Origin of the sequence: Proteus penneri (genome assembly GCF_003144535.1) — a bacterium.
GTDB lineage: Bacteria > Pseudomonadota > Gammaproteobacteria > Enterobacterales > Enterobacteriaceae > Proteus > Proteus penneri.
In genome coordinates this window covers 1-18,275 of sequence record NZ_PHFJ01000002.1, presented here as the reverse complement: position 1 = coordinate 18,275, position 18,275 = coordinate 1, and the positions used below count along the sequence as shown (strand labels likewise).

Genomic DNA, 18,275 nt, shown 5'->3' with positions numbered 1-18,275 from the left:
GTAAATAAATTAAATATTTGAAATAAAGATATTCAATGAGATAAAAATCAGCTAATAATAAATCAATAATTTTGAGATAGTATACGTACTTTTGAACACAAGGATGCGTCATGACAATTTATGACTTAAAACCCAAATTTCAATCTCTATTGCGCCCTTATGTAAAACAATTATTTAAAAAAGGGATCACCGCAAATCAAGTTACACTTTCTGCCTTACTCTTATCCATTGCCGTTGGTGGACTACTTTTGCTTCATCCTTCCCCTCGTTTATTTTTATTACTCCCTTTTGTCCTCTTTTTTCGGATGGCGCTTAATGCCATTGATGGCATGCTTGCGCGAGAACATAATCAAAAAAGTGCGCTTGGCGCGATATTAAACGAAGCTAGCGATGTTATTTCAGACATTGCACTCTATTTACCTTTTGCTTTTATTTTTCCACAGGCCTACTGGTGGATCATGCTGGCACTTTTTTTAATGATAATGACTGAGTTTTTAGGTGTTCTTGCCCAAACTATTCATGCGTCTCGTCGTTATGATGGCCCCATGGGAAAAAGTGATAGAGCCTTTATTTTCGGTACTATTGCGCTTTTTATCGGAATATTCCCCTCACTGACATTATCAGAAAACATACATTATCTTTTTATTATTATTAATTTATTACTTTTGTTGACTTGTTATCACCGTATTCATCGAGCACTAAAAGAAGCAACGATGACAGATAAAGATAAGGATACATCGTTATGAATCAACAACCGCAATATCAAACTCAAAGGAATATGATTGAGTCTGAATTTACCACCAGCGATAAGACACCGTTGTATTATCGCCATTGGCCTGCTCAAATCACCACTGAATCAAAAGCAATTATTTTATTTCACCGAGGTCATGAACATTCGGGGCGTGTTTCTCATCTAGTTGATGAATTAGATCTTCCTGATTTTTCAATGTTTGCTTGGGATGCTCGTGGACATGGTAAAAATGAAGGTGCTCGCGGTTATAGTCCATCAATGGGAACATCAATAAAAGATATAGACGAATTCGTTCATTACGTTTCGTCTAACTATAGTATTCCAATGGAGAATATTCTGGTTGTTGGTCAAAGTGTCGGTGCTGTTTTAGTTACTGGTTGGGTACACGATTATGCCCCGAAGATCCGTGGTATGGTGTTAGCTTCTCCTGCATTTAAAGTGAAGTTATATGTTCCTTTTGCACGCACCGGCCTCGCCTTAATGCAAAAAATTCGGGGCCTTTTTTACGTCAATTCATATGTGAAAGCCAAATACTTAACCCATGACCAAAGTCGTATCGACTCTTTTAATCAAGACTCGCTAATCACTCGCCCTATTGCCGTCAATATTTTATTAGAACTTTATAAAACGGCCGATCGCGTGGTTGAAGATGCAAGTGCGATTACTTTACCAACACAATTATTTATTTCAGGTAATGATCATGTAGTTCACGCCAAACCTCAACATCTTTTCTATGAACGTTTAAATACCTCTATTAAAGAAAAGCATGTTTTACCTGGTTTTTACCACGATACATTGGGCGAGAAAGACAGAGCAATCCCCATCAATAAAATGCGTCACTTTATTGAAACATTGTTTGCACAACCGCTTTATCAACACGATTATCAAAATGAAGATATATGGAGCCATAGTGCTGATGTTTATCGCGCATTACAGACCCCTCTTCCTAAATATTGTCCAAAAAAACTTTATTATAAATTAATTAGCCGTTCTATGAGCACGTTAGGTAAAGCGTCTGAAGGGGTTGCTCTGGGTTACGATAAGGGTTTTGATTCTGGATCGACTCTGGATTATGTCTACCGTAATCAACCTCAGGGAAAAGGCTTATTTGGTCGTATCATTGATAAACAATATTTAAACAGTATTGGTTGGCAAGGTATTCGCCAACGTAAAATCAATATTGAAAATACGATCAGATACGCTATTCGCCAATTAACACAAAATAATATGCCAGTACATATTATGGATATTGCTGCAGGACAAGGCCGTTATATTTTTGATGCGGTTAATGACTATGGTAAGGTCGATTCAATTTTAATGCGCGACTATAGCCCGATTAATGTTGAACAAGGCCGACTTGCCATTAAAGAACGCCATTTAGAAGACAAAGTGCGTTTTGAAGAAGGTAACGCTTTTGATGCAGAAAGTTTGAGTGCTGTTTCACCTTCACCCACTTTGGGTATTGTCAGTGGACTTTATGAATTATTCCCTGAAAACCATCTGCTAAAAGAGTCTTTAAAAGGACTTTCGCTAGCCATTCCAAGTGGTGGCTTATTGATTTATACCTGTCAACCTTGGCACCCTCAACTTGAAATGATTGCGCGCGTATTACCAAGTCACCAAAACGGACAACCTTGGATCATGCGTTGCCGTAGTCAAGGTGAAATGGATGCTTTAGTCAATGAAGCGGGATTTGAAAAGTTAGATCAACAAATTGATCATTGGGGGATTTTTAGTGTATCGATAGCAAAACGTCGCTAATAGAATACACTACCAATAACAGGGCTATCACTCTATGTCACTGTATAGCGGTAGCTTTAAGTCCTTGTAAAAAAACATAAACAAATAAAGGGATCTTTGTATGGGGGGAAACCAACACTCTCAAATAATATCATCAAGAAAAAGTATCTGGCTCGCTGGTATTGTATGGCTGTTATTTCTTGCCCCATTTTTCTATTTAACTTATATGCAAGTTAACACTTATACTTCCACTTTATCTGATGTTCCTTCTTTTGTTTATTCGTGGGAAAAAGCAATCCCCTTTTTACCCTGGACAATCATTCCTTATTGGAGTGTAAATATTGCCTATGGTATTTCACTGATTATTTGTACAACGCTAAAAGAACAATTTATACATGGGCTACGTTTAATTGTTGCCTCGCTTATTGCTTGTGCTGGTTTTTTATTATTCCCTTTAAAATTTAGCTTTATTCGCCCAACAACAGAAGGGGTTTCTGGCTGGTTATTTACCCAATTAGAGGGGTTCGATTTACCTTATAACCAAGCCCCTTCTTTACATATTATTTTATTGTGGATTATTTGGTTACGTTTCCGTGCTCATACGCCAAAATCATGGCAATGGCTTTTAAATTTATGGTCATTGCTTATTGCTGTGTCTGTACTAACAACGTGGCAACATCACTTTATTGATATTATTACGGGTTTTGGTGTCGGCGTATTTATTTGCTATTTATTACCAATAAATTCGCGTTGGAAATGGCATTTTACTGGTAGCAAACGTAGTTTGCGTATTGGTAAAAACTATGCGTTATCCGCAATGGTGTTTTATCTGTTATCTTTTGGTTTGCAAGGATTCTTTTGGATCTTTCTATGGCCAGCAATCACATTAACTTTTGTAACGTTAGGCTATTTAGGTGCTGGAGCTTCTATTTTTCAAAAAAATGCGCAAGGTGAAGTCCCTCTTTCTGCACAGATAATCCTATTACCTTATCGCTTCTTTGCGTGGTGTACTTATCGTTATTATTTAAAACAGTGCCAAACACCGAGTTTAGTCACTGAAGGTATTTTATTAGGTGGACGCCCTCTTTATAAATTAAAAGCAAACGCTGTCTTTGATTTAACTTGTGAATGGCCAAAAAATAAGTTTAGTCAAAATAAACTTTATTTAGCACAGCCTCAAATTGATTTATTACCTTTATCTCCAGATGATATTAACAAAGCAATGTTATCAATGGAGCAACTCAATCAAGCAGGTACTGTTTATATTCATTGCAAATTAGGCTATTCACGCAGTGCAACTATTGCCGTTGCATGGCTCGTTTATACTGGCACAGTAAATACTTTACAAGACGCAATAAAACAAGTGTATCAAACTCGCCCTCAAGTGATTTTAAATCTAGAAACACAAGAGGCATTACAAATGTGGTATTCACGTTTCCAACAAAATAGATCACGAGGTAACGATGCTGACAACAAAAACTAGCGGTAAAGTCATTGTATCTTTAACCCAAAGTTGGCGTTATTTACTGCTGTTATCACTGTTACCTTATATAAACACATGGCCTGTTTTTAGCCTTCACTTTCACAATAAATTAGCATTCTTTGGTGCTTCTCTTTTATTTTTATTTACGCAATATCATCTTTTTCGTTTATGGCTTGATAGTCATTTTTTTCAAGCTCTTTATCGCTATCAAGACAATATTAGCTTTGATGAAAGTCTCTCTACATTATTTCCTAAACGCCCGAAAAAACAGACAATGGAAGCCCGCTGGTTGGGAACTAAACGTCTGTTTTCTTTTGCCGTGATTGGTATTTCAGTTCAATGGATATGGTGTTTGACGATGCTCTTTTTTACGTTTTTTAGTTATTAGAATGTCCAGTTAATAACCTTATTTAGCATATAAAACAATATGTTATAACAATTAAATATAAAAGGTTTATATCAAATTAATTGAACATTTCTATCACAGTAATTCTTTTCCCAAAAAAATGACTCATGTTACTATCATTTACCTTACAAATGATTCGTTATGAGTATTATGGAAAACACCGCACCACAAACATCACTAAGTAAAAGTCTTATTTTACTTATGGCGGTTGCCACAGGCATGGTTGTTGCCAGTAACTACTACGCACAACCTCTACTTGATTCAATCGCAAACTATTTCCACATATCGGCTACTTTGGCCGGATTTATTGTCACTACAGCGCAATTCAGTTATGCCATAGGGTTAATGTTATTAGTGCCTCTTGGCGATATTTTTGAACGTCGCTCACTCATTATTACCATGACATTAATTTCAGCGAGTGGTCTATTGATTACCGCTATGGCATCTAATATTTGGGTGATGTTAATAGGAACGGCGCTCTCAGGTATGTTCTCCGTTGTGGCTCAAATTCTTGTTCCTTTTGCTGCTACGCTTGCCGCGCCACATCAAAGAGGAAAAGCCGTCGGAACGATTATGAGTGGTCTTTTACTCGGGATCTTACTGGCGAGAACTGCATCTGGGTTAATGGCATCATTTACTAATTGGCAGGGTATTTTCTGGGTGGCAAGTATTTTTCTGGCCATTTTAGCGATCACTTTATGGCGCTGTTTACCCACTTATAAAAGTGAAACTGACTTAAATTATTTCCAATTGCTAGGCTCTATTTTCAAATTATTTGCAACAACGCCCGTGTTAAGGACTCGCTCATTAGTTGGTGCACTTATTTTTGCTCACTTTGGTTTATTATGGACTTCAATGGCTTTTTTATTGGCTTCTGATCCTTTTAATTACTCAGATGCTGTGATTGGTTTATTTGGTCTTGTAGGCGCCGCAGGTGCATTGATGGCGGGTAAAGCGGGTGTATTAGTTGATAAAGGAAAAGGCAAGAAAACGACTACCGTGGGATTAGTCATCCTCTTTCTTTCTTGGGGTTTTATCGTTATTGCACCTTATTATCACTGGATTGGGCTCATCAGCTTTATTATTGGCGTTGTCCTGCTAGACTTAGCGGTTCAAGGTGTTCATGTCACCAATCAGAGTACCATATATCGTATTTTACCGGATGCTAGAAACCGCCTAACTGCCGCTTATATGACAAGCTATTTTATCGGTGGTGCATTAGGATCTTTACTATCGGGCTATGCTTATCATCAATATGGATGGACAGGCGTTTCTATCGCTGGATTAGTCATTGGTGTTATTGGTCTTATTGTTTGGTTTTTAGGTTATAAAAATGATCCAATAATCCACACTGAATAATTTTCAGACCCAAGGATGGGTTATATTATTTCTTCAATCCTACTCTAATCAGAATAAAATATGAATGTTTTAACAGCGTGATTACTATTAATGTATATCATCATCCTATTCTTTATTAAGAAAATTATATCAATCTTCCCAATAAAGCACTATATAAATAATTTCATTTCGATATCATAAACATAACAACCATTGGTAGTGATAATAAATTTATTACGTGTTTTATCGTAAAAAATGATCCATTTTTTCGTAAATAGACTACTATTCATTGTCAGATAAGTGATAAATTGATTTTATTAACTTATAACAAAGAGATAAGCACCTATCTTTTTTTTTGTGTTATCATTCAGAAAATTTATGAATCAGGTAACATAATCAAAAAAACATAGTGACTATAAATAATAAAAATTGCTAAATTGTGTGTTTAATATACCATTTAACATGTTGATAACAGCATTATCCTAATTTTCGAAACTAACAAGGTGTCTAAAAATGGAAAGCTCATTTACGCCAACAGAAGAATTACTAAACACTCGCGCTACACAACAGAAATCGCTTAACAAAGATATTCCTTATCAAGAAATTTTGTTAACTCGACTTTCTATGCATGTTCAAAGCAAACTTCTTGAAAGTCGTAATAATATGTTGAAGTCTCAGGGTATTAACGAGACATTATTTATGGCATTAATGATATTAGATACGACAGAAAATCGTAGTATTCAACCATCAGAATTAAGTGCGGCTTTAGGCTCTTCAAGAACAAATGCAACTCGTATTGCTGATGAGCTTGAAAAACAAGGTTGGATTGAACGCCGTGAAAGTCATAATGATCGTCGTTGTTTACATCTCCATTTAACTGATGCTGGTGAAGAGTTTTTAAATAGCTTATTACCACCGCAACATCAGTGTTTAAAACAAATCTGGTCTGTATTAGATCAATCTGAACAAAGACAGCTTGAAACGCTAATGCGTAAGCTATTATTACAATTAGATACTTTGGCTGAAAAGGCTTGTGAATAAGTAGCATAATAGATAGTTTTATTGATCTAATCCTATTTAAGCCATAAATCGGCAAACATACTTACCCATTAGCATTTATAATTTATCCTCACGCTAATAATTATTCTAAGATTGACTTTATAATTATGTTTCCAGTTTTAATACTGGAAACATATCTAATGATGTTTTTCTGGTTTTATGGAGATCTTCTAAATGAGTGTTAATGAGGAAAATACCCCCCTCAGGCTCCCATTCGCAATAAAAAACGAACTCGCCGAAATGTTCTACTGTTTCTAACTATCTTATTTATTGTTGCTGGCATAGCTTACACAGCTTATTGGTTTATGGTGCTAAGGCATCATGAAACGACAGATAATGCTTATGTGACTGGTAATCAAATCATGGTAATGCCTCAGATTTCTGGTTCTGTTACCACTGTTTATGTGGATAACACCGATTTTGTAAAAGCGGGAGAACCCTTAGTTTTATTAGATTCAAGTGATGAAAAACTGGCATTAGAAAAAGCAAAAACAGCATTAGCGAATAGTGTTCGCCAAATGCATCAACAAATCATCAACGGTCGCCAATTAAAAGCAAACATCGTTTTGCGCGAAACAGAGCTCACTAAATTACAAAATGATCTTCGTCGCCGTGAAGTTTTAGGCGAACGCAATGTGATTGGTAAAGAAGAACTTCAACACGCCAGAGAAGCTGTTTCCACTGCAAAGGCTGCTTTAGAAGTTGCAAGAGAGCAATATAATGCTAATCAGGCAATTATCTTAAATACACCAATTGCACAGCAACCTTCCGTTTTACAAGCATCAACCGATGTTCGTAATGCATGGCTCGCTTTAGAACGTACTAAAATTTTAAGTCCAACAGATGGCTATGTTTCACGTCGTAGCGTTCAAGTAGGTGCACAAGTCGCACCGGGTAAACCTTTAATGGCTATTGTTCCCGTAACAGGTATGTGGATTGATGCCAATTTTAAAGAAACTCAGCTCGCTAATATGCGTATCGGCCAACCAGCCAAAATTACAACTGACTTTTATGGTAAAAAAGTGATTTATCATGGCACTGTATTAGGTTTAGATATGGGAACTGGGAGTGCTTTCTCATTATTACCTGCTCAAAATGCCAGTGGTAACTGGATAAAAGTTGTTCAGCGCTTACCTGTTCGTATTTCATTAGATGAAAAAGAGTTAGCGGAAAAACCACTGCGTATTGGTCTTTCTTCTGAAGTAACCGTTGATACAATTAACCTCGATGGAAAAGTATTATCACACAGTGAACGCCAAGTACCTGCTTATCATACTGATGCATTAACTATTGATATGTCAGCGATTAATAAACTGATCAATGAAATTATTGAACAGAATGCGGGACAATAAAGGCGAGGTGTAAAGGTGATTAAAGAGCCATTACAAGGAGGAAAACTTGCCTTAATGACCATCGCTCTTGCGTTGGCCACCTTTATGCAAGTTCTCGATTCTACAATCGCTAACGTAGCCATTCCAACTATTGCAGGAAACTTAGGTGCCTCTAACTCACAGGGGACTTGGGTTATTACCTCTTTTGGTGTAGCAAATGCTATTTCTATCCCAATTACAGGTTGGTTAGCAAAACGTATTGGTGAAGTTCGACTCTTTATGTGGTCAACGGCACTTTTTGCGTTAACCTCATGGCTTTGTGGTATTTCACAAAGCCTTGAAATGCTGATTTTCTTTCGTGTGCTTCAAGGTTTAGTTGCCGGACCGCTTATTCCTTTATCACAAAGTCTGTTATTGAATAACTATCCACCAGCAAAACGAAATATGGCACTTGCACTATGGTCAGTAACCATAGTTGTTGCACCGATTTTAGGACCTATTTTAGGTGGCTATATCAGCGATAACTATCACTGGGGATGGATATTCTTTATTAATGTCCCATTTGGTGTGTTGATTATCATGTGTATATCAAACACATTAGCTGGGCGAGAAACAAAAACCGAAATTAAACCAATTGATACCATTGGTCTTGTTTTACTTGTTATCGGTATAGGTGCTTTACAAATCATGCTCGATCAGGGTAAAGAGCTTGATTGGTTTAACTCAACAGAAATTATAGTCCTCACCATTGTGGCTGTGGTTGCACTTAGTTTCTTAATTGTTTGGGAGTTAACAGACGACCATCCGGTGATAGACCTTTCACTCTTTAAGAGCCGAAACTTTACCATTGGTTGTGTCACGCTCAGTCTCGCCTATATGATCTATTTTGGTACCATTGTTTTACTGCCACTACTTTTACAAGAAGTCTTTGGTTATACAGCAACATGGGCTGGATTAGCATCTGCATCAGTAGGTTTATTGCCTTTAATTATCACACCGATTATAGGCAAGTTTGGTGGTAAAGTAGATTTACGCTATATCATCAGCTTCAGCTTTATTATATTTTCTGTGTGTTTTTATTGGCGAGCTTATACCTTCGAACCAGGAATGGATTTTGCCACTGTGGCATGGCCTCAATTTTGGCAAGGCTTAGCGGTTGCATGTTTCTTTATGCCGTTAACAACAATGACATTATCTGGATTACCCCCAGAAAAAATGGCATCTGCGTCAAGTCTTTCAAATTTCTTAAGAACATTGGCAGGGGCAATTGGTGCATCGTTAACTACGACAATTTGGACACAAAGAGAATCACTTCACCATGAAACCTTTGTAGAAAAAATTAATCCACTTGATCCTGATTCACAAATGGCATTCCAGCAAATGAATGATCTTGGTCTTTCAAATGAACAGGCATCGGCCTATTTAGCGAAAACCATTACAGAACAAGGATTAATTATTTCAGCCAATGAGATTTTCTGGTTAGCTGCAGGTATTTTCCTTATCATGATGATAGTGGTTTGGTTTGCTAAACCGCCATTCTCTCCAGGAAAATAACGCAATTCACGTAGATCTTATACATAAAAAAAACCGCTTAAATCACAATGATTAAGCGGTTTTTTATCATTTTTTATTTAACACTATAAAGCAATTAGCCTTGGTGCTGACGCCACCATTCTGCTAATAATACACCTGAAGCTACAGAAACGTTTAAGCTTTCAACGTGTCCAGTACCACCGATGTAAATGCTCATATCACCTTGATTTAAAGTGCTTTCACTTAAGCCATCTTTCTCTTGACCTAAGATAAGTACCATTTTCGCTGGTAATTGTGCTTTTGATAATGGCACACTGCCTTTATGGCTTGATGTTGCCACTAGTGTATAACCCGCCTTTTTAAATTTATCTAAAGTTTGAGCAAAATTATCAGCATCAATACCTTGGATATATTCAGCGCCACCTTCTGCGGTACGAACAGCCGCACCAGATTCTAATACAGCAGAATCAGGAGAAATAACCCCTTTCACACCAAAATGCGCACAACTACGCATAATTGCACCTACGTTATGTGGATTCCCCACATCTTCAAGTGCTAATACGCAATCATGTTCAGGTGCATCTTTCAGATAAGTTTCTGCATCATGACCGACACGTTTTTTAATTAAGAAGCATACACCACCATGGTGATCGGTACGGGCGGCTTTGACCATCTCTTCTTCTTCAACAACGTGATAGGCTTTACGATTTGCAGCCATCCATTTTAGTGCATCACGAAAGCGTGGTGTCACATCTTGTAAAAACCAAGCACGAACAATCGCGTCAGGACGATTTTTAAACATTGCCTGACAGGCATTTTCACCATAAATGCGAGTTTCTTCTAAACGCTGGCGACGTAGCTGTTCTGGATCGATTTGGCTCTTACCAGTAATGCCATCGTGCTCTTTAATTGCCTCTTCACCAGCAGGGCGAGAAACCGTTTTCCATGGAGAAAAACTTCCGCCTTCGCTATCGCGAGAAGGTTTTGATTCATTACGTGATGCGCCACGCCCTGAAGGCTTACCTGCTGCACCGCGGTCATCGCGACGAGAAAATTTGTTATCACCACGTCTGTTATCGCGATTTTTATCGTCGCGGCTATCACCACGTCTATTATCACGATTTTTGTCGTTACGGTTATCACCACGACCATTTTCAGGACGGCGGGGTGGTTTTTTAGGTTTATTATCGGCATTGTCCTCACTACGGACATACATCACTTTTACTTTGCCGTTTTTACCTTCATAAGAATCGTTCATTTGTCTCTCCAACTGCAATAGGGGCGCAGATTACATGATAGTTTAGCAACTGTCACCGAGAGAATCACGCAGAGTAAGAGATAAACCTATATCAAAAAACTCTCACTTTAAAAATAAAATTAGATTTAACTTTTTCTCAATAAAAAACAATCGGTATATCAATATGTAAGAGAGCTATTCATTACTAGATTTAAAAAATTAAAAAGTGTATCCATGATTAATGTTTTCCTAAAATCATGATTAAATGTAGTTTGCTCTTCATCACTCAGGTTAAGAAAATTTTTCCCTGTATTGTGTAATACCGTTTCTATTGTGGATGTTAAATCAGTTTCTTTTCCATTATTTAAGTTATTTAATTCATTTTGTAAACTATCAATATAATTAAGCGCAAAAAGACCACAGCCATTAGGCACATTTTTTTGTAAGTTATCTTCTATATTAAAGGTATTAAATCCTTTTTTTTCTAGTCTAGATAATAATTTATGACGTTCATCATTATCTTCTTTGTTTGAAGATAATGAATCACATAAAAAACAGCTATTTTTATAAGTAAATAAAGCAACCCAATGGTTACCGTTGACTAAAACCACATGATTTTTTAACTCATCAGATTTATTATTCTTTTCTATTTTATTAAGTATTGTTTCATAGTGACCAATATCACATTGATAGGATTGAAGTGAAACCCAAGACTGTAATTCTGATGCAGAGATATAACGATTACTGCTACTTACGCTTTCAGCATTATTAGCAAACACGCTTTTAGTAGATTCTATATTTAAATAATTATCAATCGCTGAGATAAAAACATTATTCCCTTTTCCCTGTTGCCCAGCAATCGCATCCCCACAAGCCATGGCGCTTAATAAAGGTCGCTCTTTGAAATATTCTTTATCGTCTCTTACTTTTATTTCATAGAGTGATTTAATAAATTCTTTAATATCACCTCTTATTGAATTATTTAATTTTGAATAAATTAAATAGAGTTGATTAGTGGCATATAAGCTTATTTCTTTATTTTCATGAAACATGATATTAACTAAATATTCTAAATCTTTTGAACTTCCATTTCTTATTGAATCAGCGAGTTTATCTATTTGACTTTTAGCAATATTAATATTACAAAGTTTAATACCAAAGCTATCAAATAGCTTTTGAATTTCATTATCGTTAATACTCTGTTGATTCGCTATAAAAGAGATTGGCGTTATATTCATATGTCACCACAACTTATTAAATAATAATAATCCTATTACCATCCTATAAATTAACTTTCATAAAAAAAACAACTGATAGTAGACCTTTGGGTATCATGATAATATTCGATTCTTTTTTATCAGTATTGGTCAATCTGTTATGCGTAACAATGCAGTCTCTCGACTTCGTCAATATCGACTTTCAATTTCAACTCGTCCTTTTAAAGCGCGAGGTTTTCGTACAAAACGTTGCACTTTTTGCTTATTACCAGAAAAACAGTGTCTTTGTGATACGATTGTCAATCAACCAGCAAAAAGTCAATTCTGTTTATTGATGTATGATACTGAAGTGATGAAGCCAAGTAATACGGGGAAATTAATTGCCGATGTATTACCAGACACACAGGCTTTTTTATGGTCCCGAACGACTCCAGAACAGGCCTTGCTTGATCTAATCAATACACCAGAAAGGCAAGCTTATGTTGTCTTCCCTGAAAGCTATGCATCAAAAGAACGTATTGTATACAACCAACTCCCTGCAAATAGCAAACCACCTTTATTTATCCTTCTTGATGGTACTTGGAGTGAAGCACGAAAAATGTTTCGCAAAAGCCCCTATCTTGATGCTCTGCCCATCTTCTCTTTAAATGAAGCCAGCAAATGTGACTATGTACTTCGCCAAGCAGCAAGAGAGGATCAACATTGTACTGCAGAAGTTGCGGCTTCTATTTTAGAGAATGTCGGCGATATTCAAGCTTCACAACAACTTTTTTCTCATTTTAGTTACTTTCGTCAACAATATTTACTTGGAAAACCAGACCGAAGTCAGGCAAAAGAAGAGCAAATCAGCTACATTGAATAGCAGTTGATAATGAAACGCTGGAGTGAATATGAGCCAACGAGGTCTTGAAGCACTATTACGTCCTAAATCTATTGCAGTGATCGGTGCCTCTGAAAAATTGGATCGAGCAGGAACAACAATGATGAGAAACCTGCTCAGCGGCGGGTTTAATGGCCCAGTATTTCCGATTAATCCCTCTCGTGGCTCTGTTTCTGGTGTTTTTACTTATCCTTCTATTGATAAATTACCTCAGATCCCTGATCTCGCGATTATTTGTACACATCATCACCGCAACCTTGAGCTACTAAAACAATTAGGTGAATCAGGTTGTAAAGCCGTTATTGTGCTTTCCGCACAACCTGAACAATTTCAACCAATAAAATTACTTTGCCAGCAATATCACATCCGCTTACTTGGCCCAAATAGCTTGGGGCTTTTAGCGCCGTGGCAAGGTTTAAATGCCAGCTTTTCACCTCTGCCAGTTAAAAAAGGAAAGTTGGCGTTTATTTCTCAATCAGCGGCTGTCGCCAATACGATTTTAGATTGGGCTTATTATCGTAATATTGGTTTTTCCTATTTTATTGCGTTAGGTGATAACCAAGATATCCAAGTTGATGATTTATTAGATTTTCTAGCAAGAGACAGTAAAACCAGCGCTATTTTATTGCACCTCGAACATATCAAAGATGCACGACGTTTTATGTCGGCATCTCGTAGTGCTTCGCGTAACAAACCGATTTTGGTGATAAAAAGCGGTCGTACTCAAAAAGCTCAACTGTTATTAGGCGATACACCGAGTTATGACGTCGCTTATGATGCTGCTTTTCAACGTGCGGGGTTATTACGAGTACAAGATACCCATGAAATGTTTTCTGCCGTTGAAACACTTAGCTATATGACGCCTTTAAAAGGCGAAAGATTGATGATTATGAGCAATGGCTCTGCGCCTGCGGCCATGGCGATAGATGAGTTATTTTTGCATTCAGGTAAGCTGGCGAAACTGACAGATGAAACAATGCAAAAACTACAAAATGTTATTCAAGAAGAAAATAGCATTCGTAACCCACTAAACTTAGGTGATGATACAACCGTTGATCGCTATATTGCAACGCTCAATTGCTTATTAGATAGTCATGATCATGACGCTTTATTACTTATTCATACCCCAAGTGCTATTGCACCTAGTATTGAAACAGCACAACGCGTCATAGCAGCAATTAATCAGCATCCTAGACGAAAATGGCTCACCGTTTTTACTAACTGGGGTGGAGAATATTCATCTCAGCAATCGCGTAAATTATTTAGTGAAGCAGGAATTCCAACCTACCGAACACCCGAAGGTGCCGTCACCGCATTTATGCATATGGTGGAATATCGTCGAAATCAGAAACAATTAAAAGAAACGCCAGCATTACCTTTAGATGTCAAAATGAATACGCAACAAGCACATCGTTGCATTGAAGAAGCATTAAAAAATAAGCAATATCGATTAGATACACACCAAGTTCAGCCCATTATGGACGCTTACGGTTTTAATACACTTCCTACTTGGATTGCTCATAATGCACAAGAAGCTGTAAATATAGCGGAAAAAATTGGCTATCCCGTTGCACTAAAATTACGTTCTCCTGATATTCCTCATAAATCTGAAGTACAAGGTGTCATGCTTTACCTACGTGACAGCACTGAAGTTTCATCAGCGGCCCATGCCATTATTGAACGAGTAACCGAACTCTACCCTGAGGCTCAAATTCAGGGTTTATTAGTGCAAAGTATGGCAAATCGAGCAGGCTCTCAAGAACTACGAGTCGCAATAGAGCAAGATCCGATTTTTGGCCCATTAATTGTATTAGGTGAAGGGGGAGTTGAGTGGCAAATAGAAACGAAAGCCGCAGTTGCTTTGCCACCTCTTAATATGGCGCTTGCTCGCTATCTGGTTATTAATGCGATAAAAAGCGGAAAGATACAACCAAGAAGTGCTTTACAGCCTCTAAATATCTTAAGTTTAAGCCATTTTTTGGTACAGGTTTCTCACCTACTTTTAGATTGTCCACAAATAGTTAGGCTAGATATTCACCCATTACTGGCTTCTGGCAATGATTTTACACTATTAGATGTTGCAATGGAGTTAGCTCCACTGCAAGGTGATCCTCACCAAAGGCTCTCTATCCGCCCTTATCCTAATGAATTAGAAGAAACATTTTATTTAAGAGATAGTAATCCTTGTTTTATTCGCCCTATTTTACCTGAGGACGAACCTCTACTAAAAACGTTTATTAACCAAGTGACAAAAGAAGATCTTTACTATCGTTATTTTAGTGAAATCAGTGAGTTTACACATGACGATCTCGCGAATATGACACAAATTGATTACGATCGAGAAATGGCTTTTGTCGCAATCCGAAATCCTGAAGATCAGCCTGAAATCATTGGTGTTGCCCGTGCAATGGCAGATCCAGATAATCAACATGCAGAATTTGCTATTCTTGTTCGTTCTGATTTAAAAGGAAATACCCTAGGCCATCAACTTATGACTAAACTTATTAACTATACTAGAGAACATGGCATTAAACGTTTAACCGCAATAACCATGCCTGAAAATCGCAACATGATAAGTTTAGCAAAAAAACTAGGGTTTTCTGTTGAAGTACAATTTGATGAAGGAATAGTCAATCTTGATTTGCAGCTTGAACCATCAAAAAATAGCCTAATGCTATAATCATAAAAGAAAGTTTCTTTATGTGATTGTTCACGCATCCTTTGATAAATTAGCTATATATGATGATTTTATGCGTACATCCCATATAACTAATGTTATGATCAGTAGATCGGTTAAAGAAAATCCACATGGACGATGGCTCCATCTGCCATCATAAACAAGAGAATTAAGCACTGTGATGTTGTCTAAACTAAAACTTGCTAAGCATCAACAACACCTTGCACAACTGCCTAAATTAGCTCAGTCAGTTGCTGATGTTGAAACGCTTTATCAAACATCCGCGTTTCGCAGCACCTTATTGAAATATATTGCTCAAGCCCAAAAAGAGATCTTTATTACAGCTCTTTACCTAGAGCACGATGAGGCTGGTGAAGAAATCCTTGATGCGCTTTACACCGCAAAACAACAACGTCCTGAATTATCCATTACCGTTATTGTTGACTGGCACAGAGCTCAACGTGGGCGAATTGGTGTCTCTGCTGATGCGACAAATGCAGATTGGTATTACCATGTTGCACAACAGCATCCTGATATAGAGCTCCCTATTTATGGGATACCTGTTAATACTCGTGAAGCGCTAGGTGTATTACACCTTAAAGGCTTTATCTTTGATGATACGGTTATTTATAGTGGTGCAAGCATTAATAATGTGTATTTGCATAAGCTAGATAAATATCGCTATGACCGATATCATATTATTCAAAATAGTGAATTAGCAACCACAATGAAACAGTTTATTGTGGACGATCTTCTGCAATCTGAAGCGATTCAACGTCTTGATATTAAAGATAGAGTTCGTTGTGCTGAAATAAAAAATTGCATACGTCAATTTCGTTTTAATTTACGCACGCGTGATGGCTATGATATTAAAACCAATGCTTCTAATCATGAATTAGCCGTCACGCCTTTAGTAGGTTTAGGTAAGAAAAATATCTTAAATAAGACCATTTCTCACCTAATGGCTTCTACAGAAGAAAAATTAGTTATTTGCACACCTTATTTTAATTTACCAGCGATCCTTGTTCGTCAAATCAGCCATTTATTAAGAAATGGCAAACAAGTCGAAATTATTATTGGTGATAAAACGGCAAATGACTTTTATATTCCACCTGAAGAGCCGTTTAAAATTATTGGAGCCCTACCTTATCTCTATGAGATCAATCTGCGTAAATTTACCCAGCGTTTCCAGCGGTTTATTGATAATGACCAATTAACAGTAAGGCTCTGGAAAGACGGTGATAATACCTATCACTTAAAAGGTATGTGGGTTGATGATAATTGGCAATTGATTACAGGTAATAATCTTAACCCACGAGCATGGGGATTAGATTTAGAAAATGCGATATTAATTCATGATCCTAAACATGAATTGCATGAACAACGGCATAAAGAGCTAGATTGTATTCGCCAAAAAACACGTATTGTAAAACACTACCAAGAGCTAGAAAGTATTAAGCTTTACCCACTTAAAGTGAAAAAATTAATCAAGCGGTTACGACGTATTCGTGTTGATAGATTAATTAGCCGTATACTTTAACCAATGCTTCATTCGATAAGCCTTGCTAAATTACAGCAAGGCTTTTTTGTTTAATAATATTGTTTTCTCAAATCAACCTTTATCTTTAATAATCTTCTATATTAAAAACACTCTTATCAATGAAAAGGCTTTTATTTTTTATGAAATTAAAGCTCAAATATTGCTCTCTGATTATTTTATTATCAATAATGACTTTAAATGGGTGCACATCATTTCATTTTGCCAATGATAATTGGCAAGGCAAAGATAAAGCTCAACATTTCTTATTTTCTATGGCAGCCTCTGCGGGAGCAAATGCGTATACAGATCATCAAAAATATGGTCATAGAGAGGGATTATTAATTGGGCTCTCGTTTTCGATTAGTTTAGGGGTAGCAAAAGAGCTTTATGATAGTCGTCCTGAAGGTACTGGTTGGAGCTGGCATGATTTTGCTTACGATGTTGCTGGGGCAGTAGCGGGTTCATTGCTTTATCAACAATTAAAGTAACACAAAATAGTATTCATAATAGAACAACTATTCTGTATTCCTTTAAGATATGATGAGTCAGCAATATAATATTAATATCGAAACATTATGGGTTATAAGTCCAAGAGTAATGATTAAAAATATCAAACCTTGAATGTGGATTTGTTTTATTGATCTGTTTAAAAACCCCCAAACGCAAAAAAGCCAACCCATTGGGTTGGCTTTCTCGTCTTAATTAATGCCTGGCAGTTCCCTACTCTCACATGGGGAGACCCCACACTACCATCGGCGCTACAACGTTTCACTTCTGAGTTCGGCATGGGATCAGGTGGGACCGTTGCGCTATGGCCGCCAAGCAGAATTCTTTAAATTCTTTAATTATTCGTCTCTTCCTGAGACTCACCCCTTTGGGGCTAGTGCTCCGCACTGTTCCAGTTTGTTCCAGACAAACTGGTCGATTTTATTACCCGCTTCTTTCCTTTCGGTCAGTCGCCAGCAATATTCAATCTTAAACAAGCCTACTTCATTCATCTTTGTCTCTCAGACAAAACACCTTCGGTGTTGTCAGGTTAAGCCTCACGGTTCATTAGTACTGGTTAGCTCAACGTATCGCTAC

At 37.1% G+C, this 18,275-nt stretch carries 15 protein-coding genes and 1 rRNA gene; 13 read left to right on the top strand and 3 right to left on the bottom strand.

Annotated features, from left to right (window positions below; all coding sequences use genetic code 11):
- Nucleotides 1-110 precede the first annotated feature (110 nt).
- From CUB63_RS03090 to emrB, 8 genes are all read left to right on the top strand, one after another.
- Nucleotides 111-746, top strand: coding sequence for a CDP-alcohol phosphatidyltransferase family protein (locus tag CUB63_RS03090; RefSeq protein WP_072062964.1), 636 nt, complete (start codon nt 111-113; stop codon nt 744-746).
- A complete protein-coding gene (locus tag CUB63_RS03085; RefSeq protein ID WP_109847438.1) occupies nt 743-2,512 on the top strand; it encodes a bifunctional alpha/beta hydrolase/class I SAM-dependent methyltransferase in 1,770 nt (589 codons plus the stop codon). Before CUB63_RS03090 ends, CUB63_RS03085 begins: the two co-directional genes overlap by 4 nt.
- Before the next feature lie 100 nt (nt 2,513-2,612).
- Entirely contained in the window at nt 2,613-3,974 is a 1,362-nt protein-coding gene (locus CUB63_RS03080; protein ID WP_109847437.1) for a phosphatase PAP2/dual specificity phosphatase family protein, read from the top strand.
- Nucleotides 3,955-4,362: a hypothetical protein gene (locus tag CUB63_RS03075; RefSeq protein WP_109847436.1), complete on the top strand. Its 408-nt coding sequence runs from the start codon at nt 3,955-3,957 to the stop codon at nt 4,360-4,362. Before CUB63_RS03080 ends, CUB63_RS03075 begins: the two co-directional genes overlap by 20 nt.
- A 168-nt stretch (nt 4,363-4,530) precedes the next feature.
- Entirely contained in the window at nt 4,531-5,739 is a 1,209-nt protein-coding gene (locus tag CUB63_RS03070; RefSeq protein WP_109847435.1) for an MFS transporter, read from the top strand.
- A gap of 492 nt (nt 5,740-6,231) precedes the next feature.
- A complete protein-coding gene (mprA, locus tag CUB63_RS03065; RefSeq protein WP_006537766.1) occupies nt 6,232-6,759 on the top strand; it encodes a transcriptional repressor MprA in 528 nt (175 codons plus the stop codon).
- Between the two features lie 230 nt (nt 6,760-6,989).
- Nucleotides 6,990-8,129, top strand: a complete 1,140-nt coding sequence (emrA, locus tag CUB63_RS03060; protein ID WP_109847434.1) for a multidrug efflux MFS transporter periplasmic adaptor subunit EmrA — start codon at nt 6,990-6,992, stop codon at nt 8,127-8,129.
- Nucleotides 8,130-8,144: 15 nt separating this feature from the next.
- Nucleotides 8,145-9,662: a multidrug efflux MFS transporter permease subunit EmrB gene (emrB, locus tag CUB63_RS03055; RefSeq protein ID WP_109847433.1), complete on the top strand. Its 1,518-nt coding sequence runs from the start codon at nt 8,145-8,147 to the stop codon at nt 9,660-9,662.
- 94 nt (nt 9,663-9,756) lie between these two features.
- Here the strand turns inward: emrB and CUB63_RS03050 are convergent, their stop codons facing one another.
- Both CUB63_RS03050 and CUB63_RS03045 read right to left on the bottom strand, forming a co-directional pair.
- Entirely contained in the window at nt 9,757-10,899 is a 1,143-nt protein-coding gene (locus CUB63_RS03050; protein WP_109847432.1) for a tRNA/rRNA methyltransferase, read from the bottom strand.
- Between the two features lie 158 nt (nt 10,900-11,057).
- A complete protein-coding gene (locus CUB63_RS03045) occupies nt 11,058-12,116 on the bottom strand; it encodes a C48 family peptidase (protein ID WP_109847431.1) in 1,059 nt (352 codons plus the stop codon).
- A 139-nt stretch (nt 12,117-12,255) separates the two neighbouring features.
- Between CUB63_RS03045 and CUB63_RS03040 the strand changes: the two genes are divergently transcribed.
- The 4 genes from CUB63_RS03040 (at nt 12,256) to CUB63_RS03025 (ending at nt 17,680) form a co-directional block, all read left to right on the top strand.
- Nucleotides 12,256-12,957: a tRNA-uridine aminocarboxypropyltransferase gene (locus CUB63_RS03040; protein ID WP_109847430.1), complete on the top strand. Its 702-nt coding sequence runs from the start codon at nt 12,256-12,258 to the stop codon at nt 12,955-12,957.
- Nucleotides 12,958-12,985: 28 nt separating this feature from the next.
- On the top strand, nt 12,986-15,655 hold the full coding sequence (locus CUB63_RS03035; RefSeq protein ID WP_109847429.1) for a bifunctional acetate--CoA ligase family protein/GNAT family N-acetyltransferase: 2,670 nt from the start codon (nt 12,986-12,988) through the stop codon (nt 15,653-15,655).
- A 178-nt stretch (nt 15,656-15,833) separates the two neighbouring features.
- Nucleotides 15,834-17,192 carry a CDP-diacylglycerol--serine O-phosphatidyltransferase gene (gene pssA, locus CUB63_RS03030; protein WP_109400636.1) on the top strand — a complete coding sequence of 453 codons (1,359 nt, stop codon included), beginning with the start codon at nt 15,834-15,836 and terminating at the stop codon, nt 17,190-17,192.
- Nucleotides 17,193-17,332: 140 nt separating this feature from the next.
- Nucleotides 17,333-17,680, top strand: coding sequence for a YfiM family lipoprotein (locus tag CUB63_RS03025; RefSeq protein ID WP_072062976.1), 348 nt, complete (start codon nt 17,333-17,335; stop codon nt 17,678-17,680).
- A 219-nt stretch (nt 17,681-17,899) separates the two neighbouring features.
- Here CUB63_RS03025 and rrf read toward each other — a convergent pair.
- Nucleotides 17,900-18,015 (bottom strand): 5S ribosomal RNA (gene rrf / locus CUB63_RS03020).
- An 80-nt stretch (nt 18,016-18,095) separates the two neighbouring features.
- Between rrf and CUB63_RS17620 the strand changes: the two genes are divergently transcribed.
- Nucleotides 18,096-18,275, top strand: a 180-nt coding sequence (locus tag CUB63_RS17620) for a hypothetical protein (RefSeq protein WP_204901825.1), incomplete at its 3' end; no start/stop codon positions are given.

Bases quoted from the DNA above. Each gene is read 5' to 3' on its own strand.
- CUB63_RS03090 (WP_072062964.1), top strand. From the start codon at position 111: ATGACAATTTATGACTTAAAACCCAAATTTCAATCTCTATTGCGCCCT.
- CUB63_RS03085 (WP_109847438.1), top strand. From the start codon at position 743: ATGAATCAACAACCGCAATATCAAACTCAAAGGAATATGATTGAGTCT.
- CUB63_RS03080 (WP_109847437.1), top strand. From the start codon at position 2,613: ATGGGGGGAAACCAACACTCTCAAATAATATCATCAAGAAAAAGTATC.
- CUB63_RS03075 (WP_109847436.1), top strand. From the start codon at position 3,955: ATGCTGACAACAAAAACTAGCGGTAAAGTCATTGTATCTTTAACCCAA.
- CUB63_RS03070 (WP_109847435.1), top strand. From the start codon at position 4,531: ATGGAAAACACCGCACCACAAACATCACTAAGTAAAAGTCTTATTTTA.
- mprA (WP_006537766.1), top strand. From the start codon at position 6,232: ATGGAAAGCTCATTTACGCCAACAGAAGAATTACTAAACACTCGCGCT.
- CUB63_RS03050 (WP_109847432.1), bottom strand. From the start codon at position 10,899: ATGAACGATTCTTATGAAGGTAAAAACGGCAAAGTAAAAGTGATGTAT.
- CUB63_RS03045 (WP_109847431.1), bottom strand. From the start codon at position 12,116: ATGAATATAACGCCAATCTCTTTTATAGCGAATCAACAGAGTATTAAC.
- CUB63_RS03040 (WP_109847430.1), top strand. From the start codon at position 12,256: ATGCGTAACAATGCAGTCTCTCGACTTCGTCAATATCGACTTTCAATT.
- CUB63_RS03035 (WP_109847429.1), top strand. From the start codon at position 12,986: ATGAGCCAACGAGGTCTTGAAGCACTATTACGTCCTAAATCTATTGCA.
- pssA (WP_109400636.1), top strand. From the start codon at position 15,834: ATGTTGTCTAAACTAAAACTTGCTAAGCATCAACAACACCTTGCACAA.
- CUB63_RS03025 (WP_072062976.1), top strand. From the start codon at position 17,333: ATGAAATTAAAGCTCAAATATTGCTCTCTGATTATTTTATTATCAATA.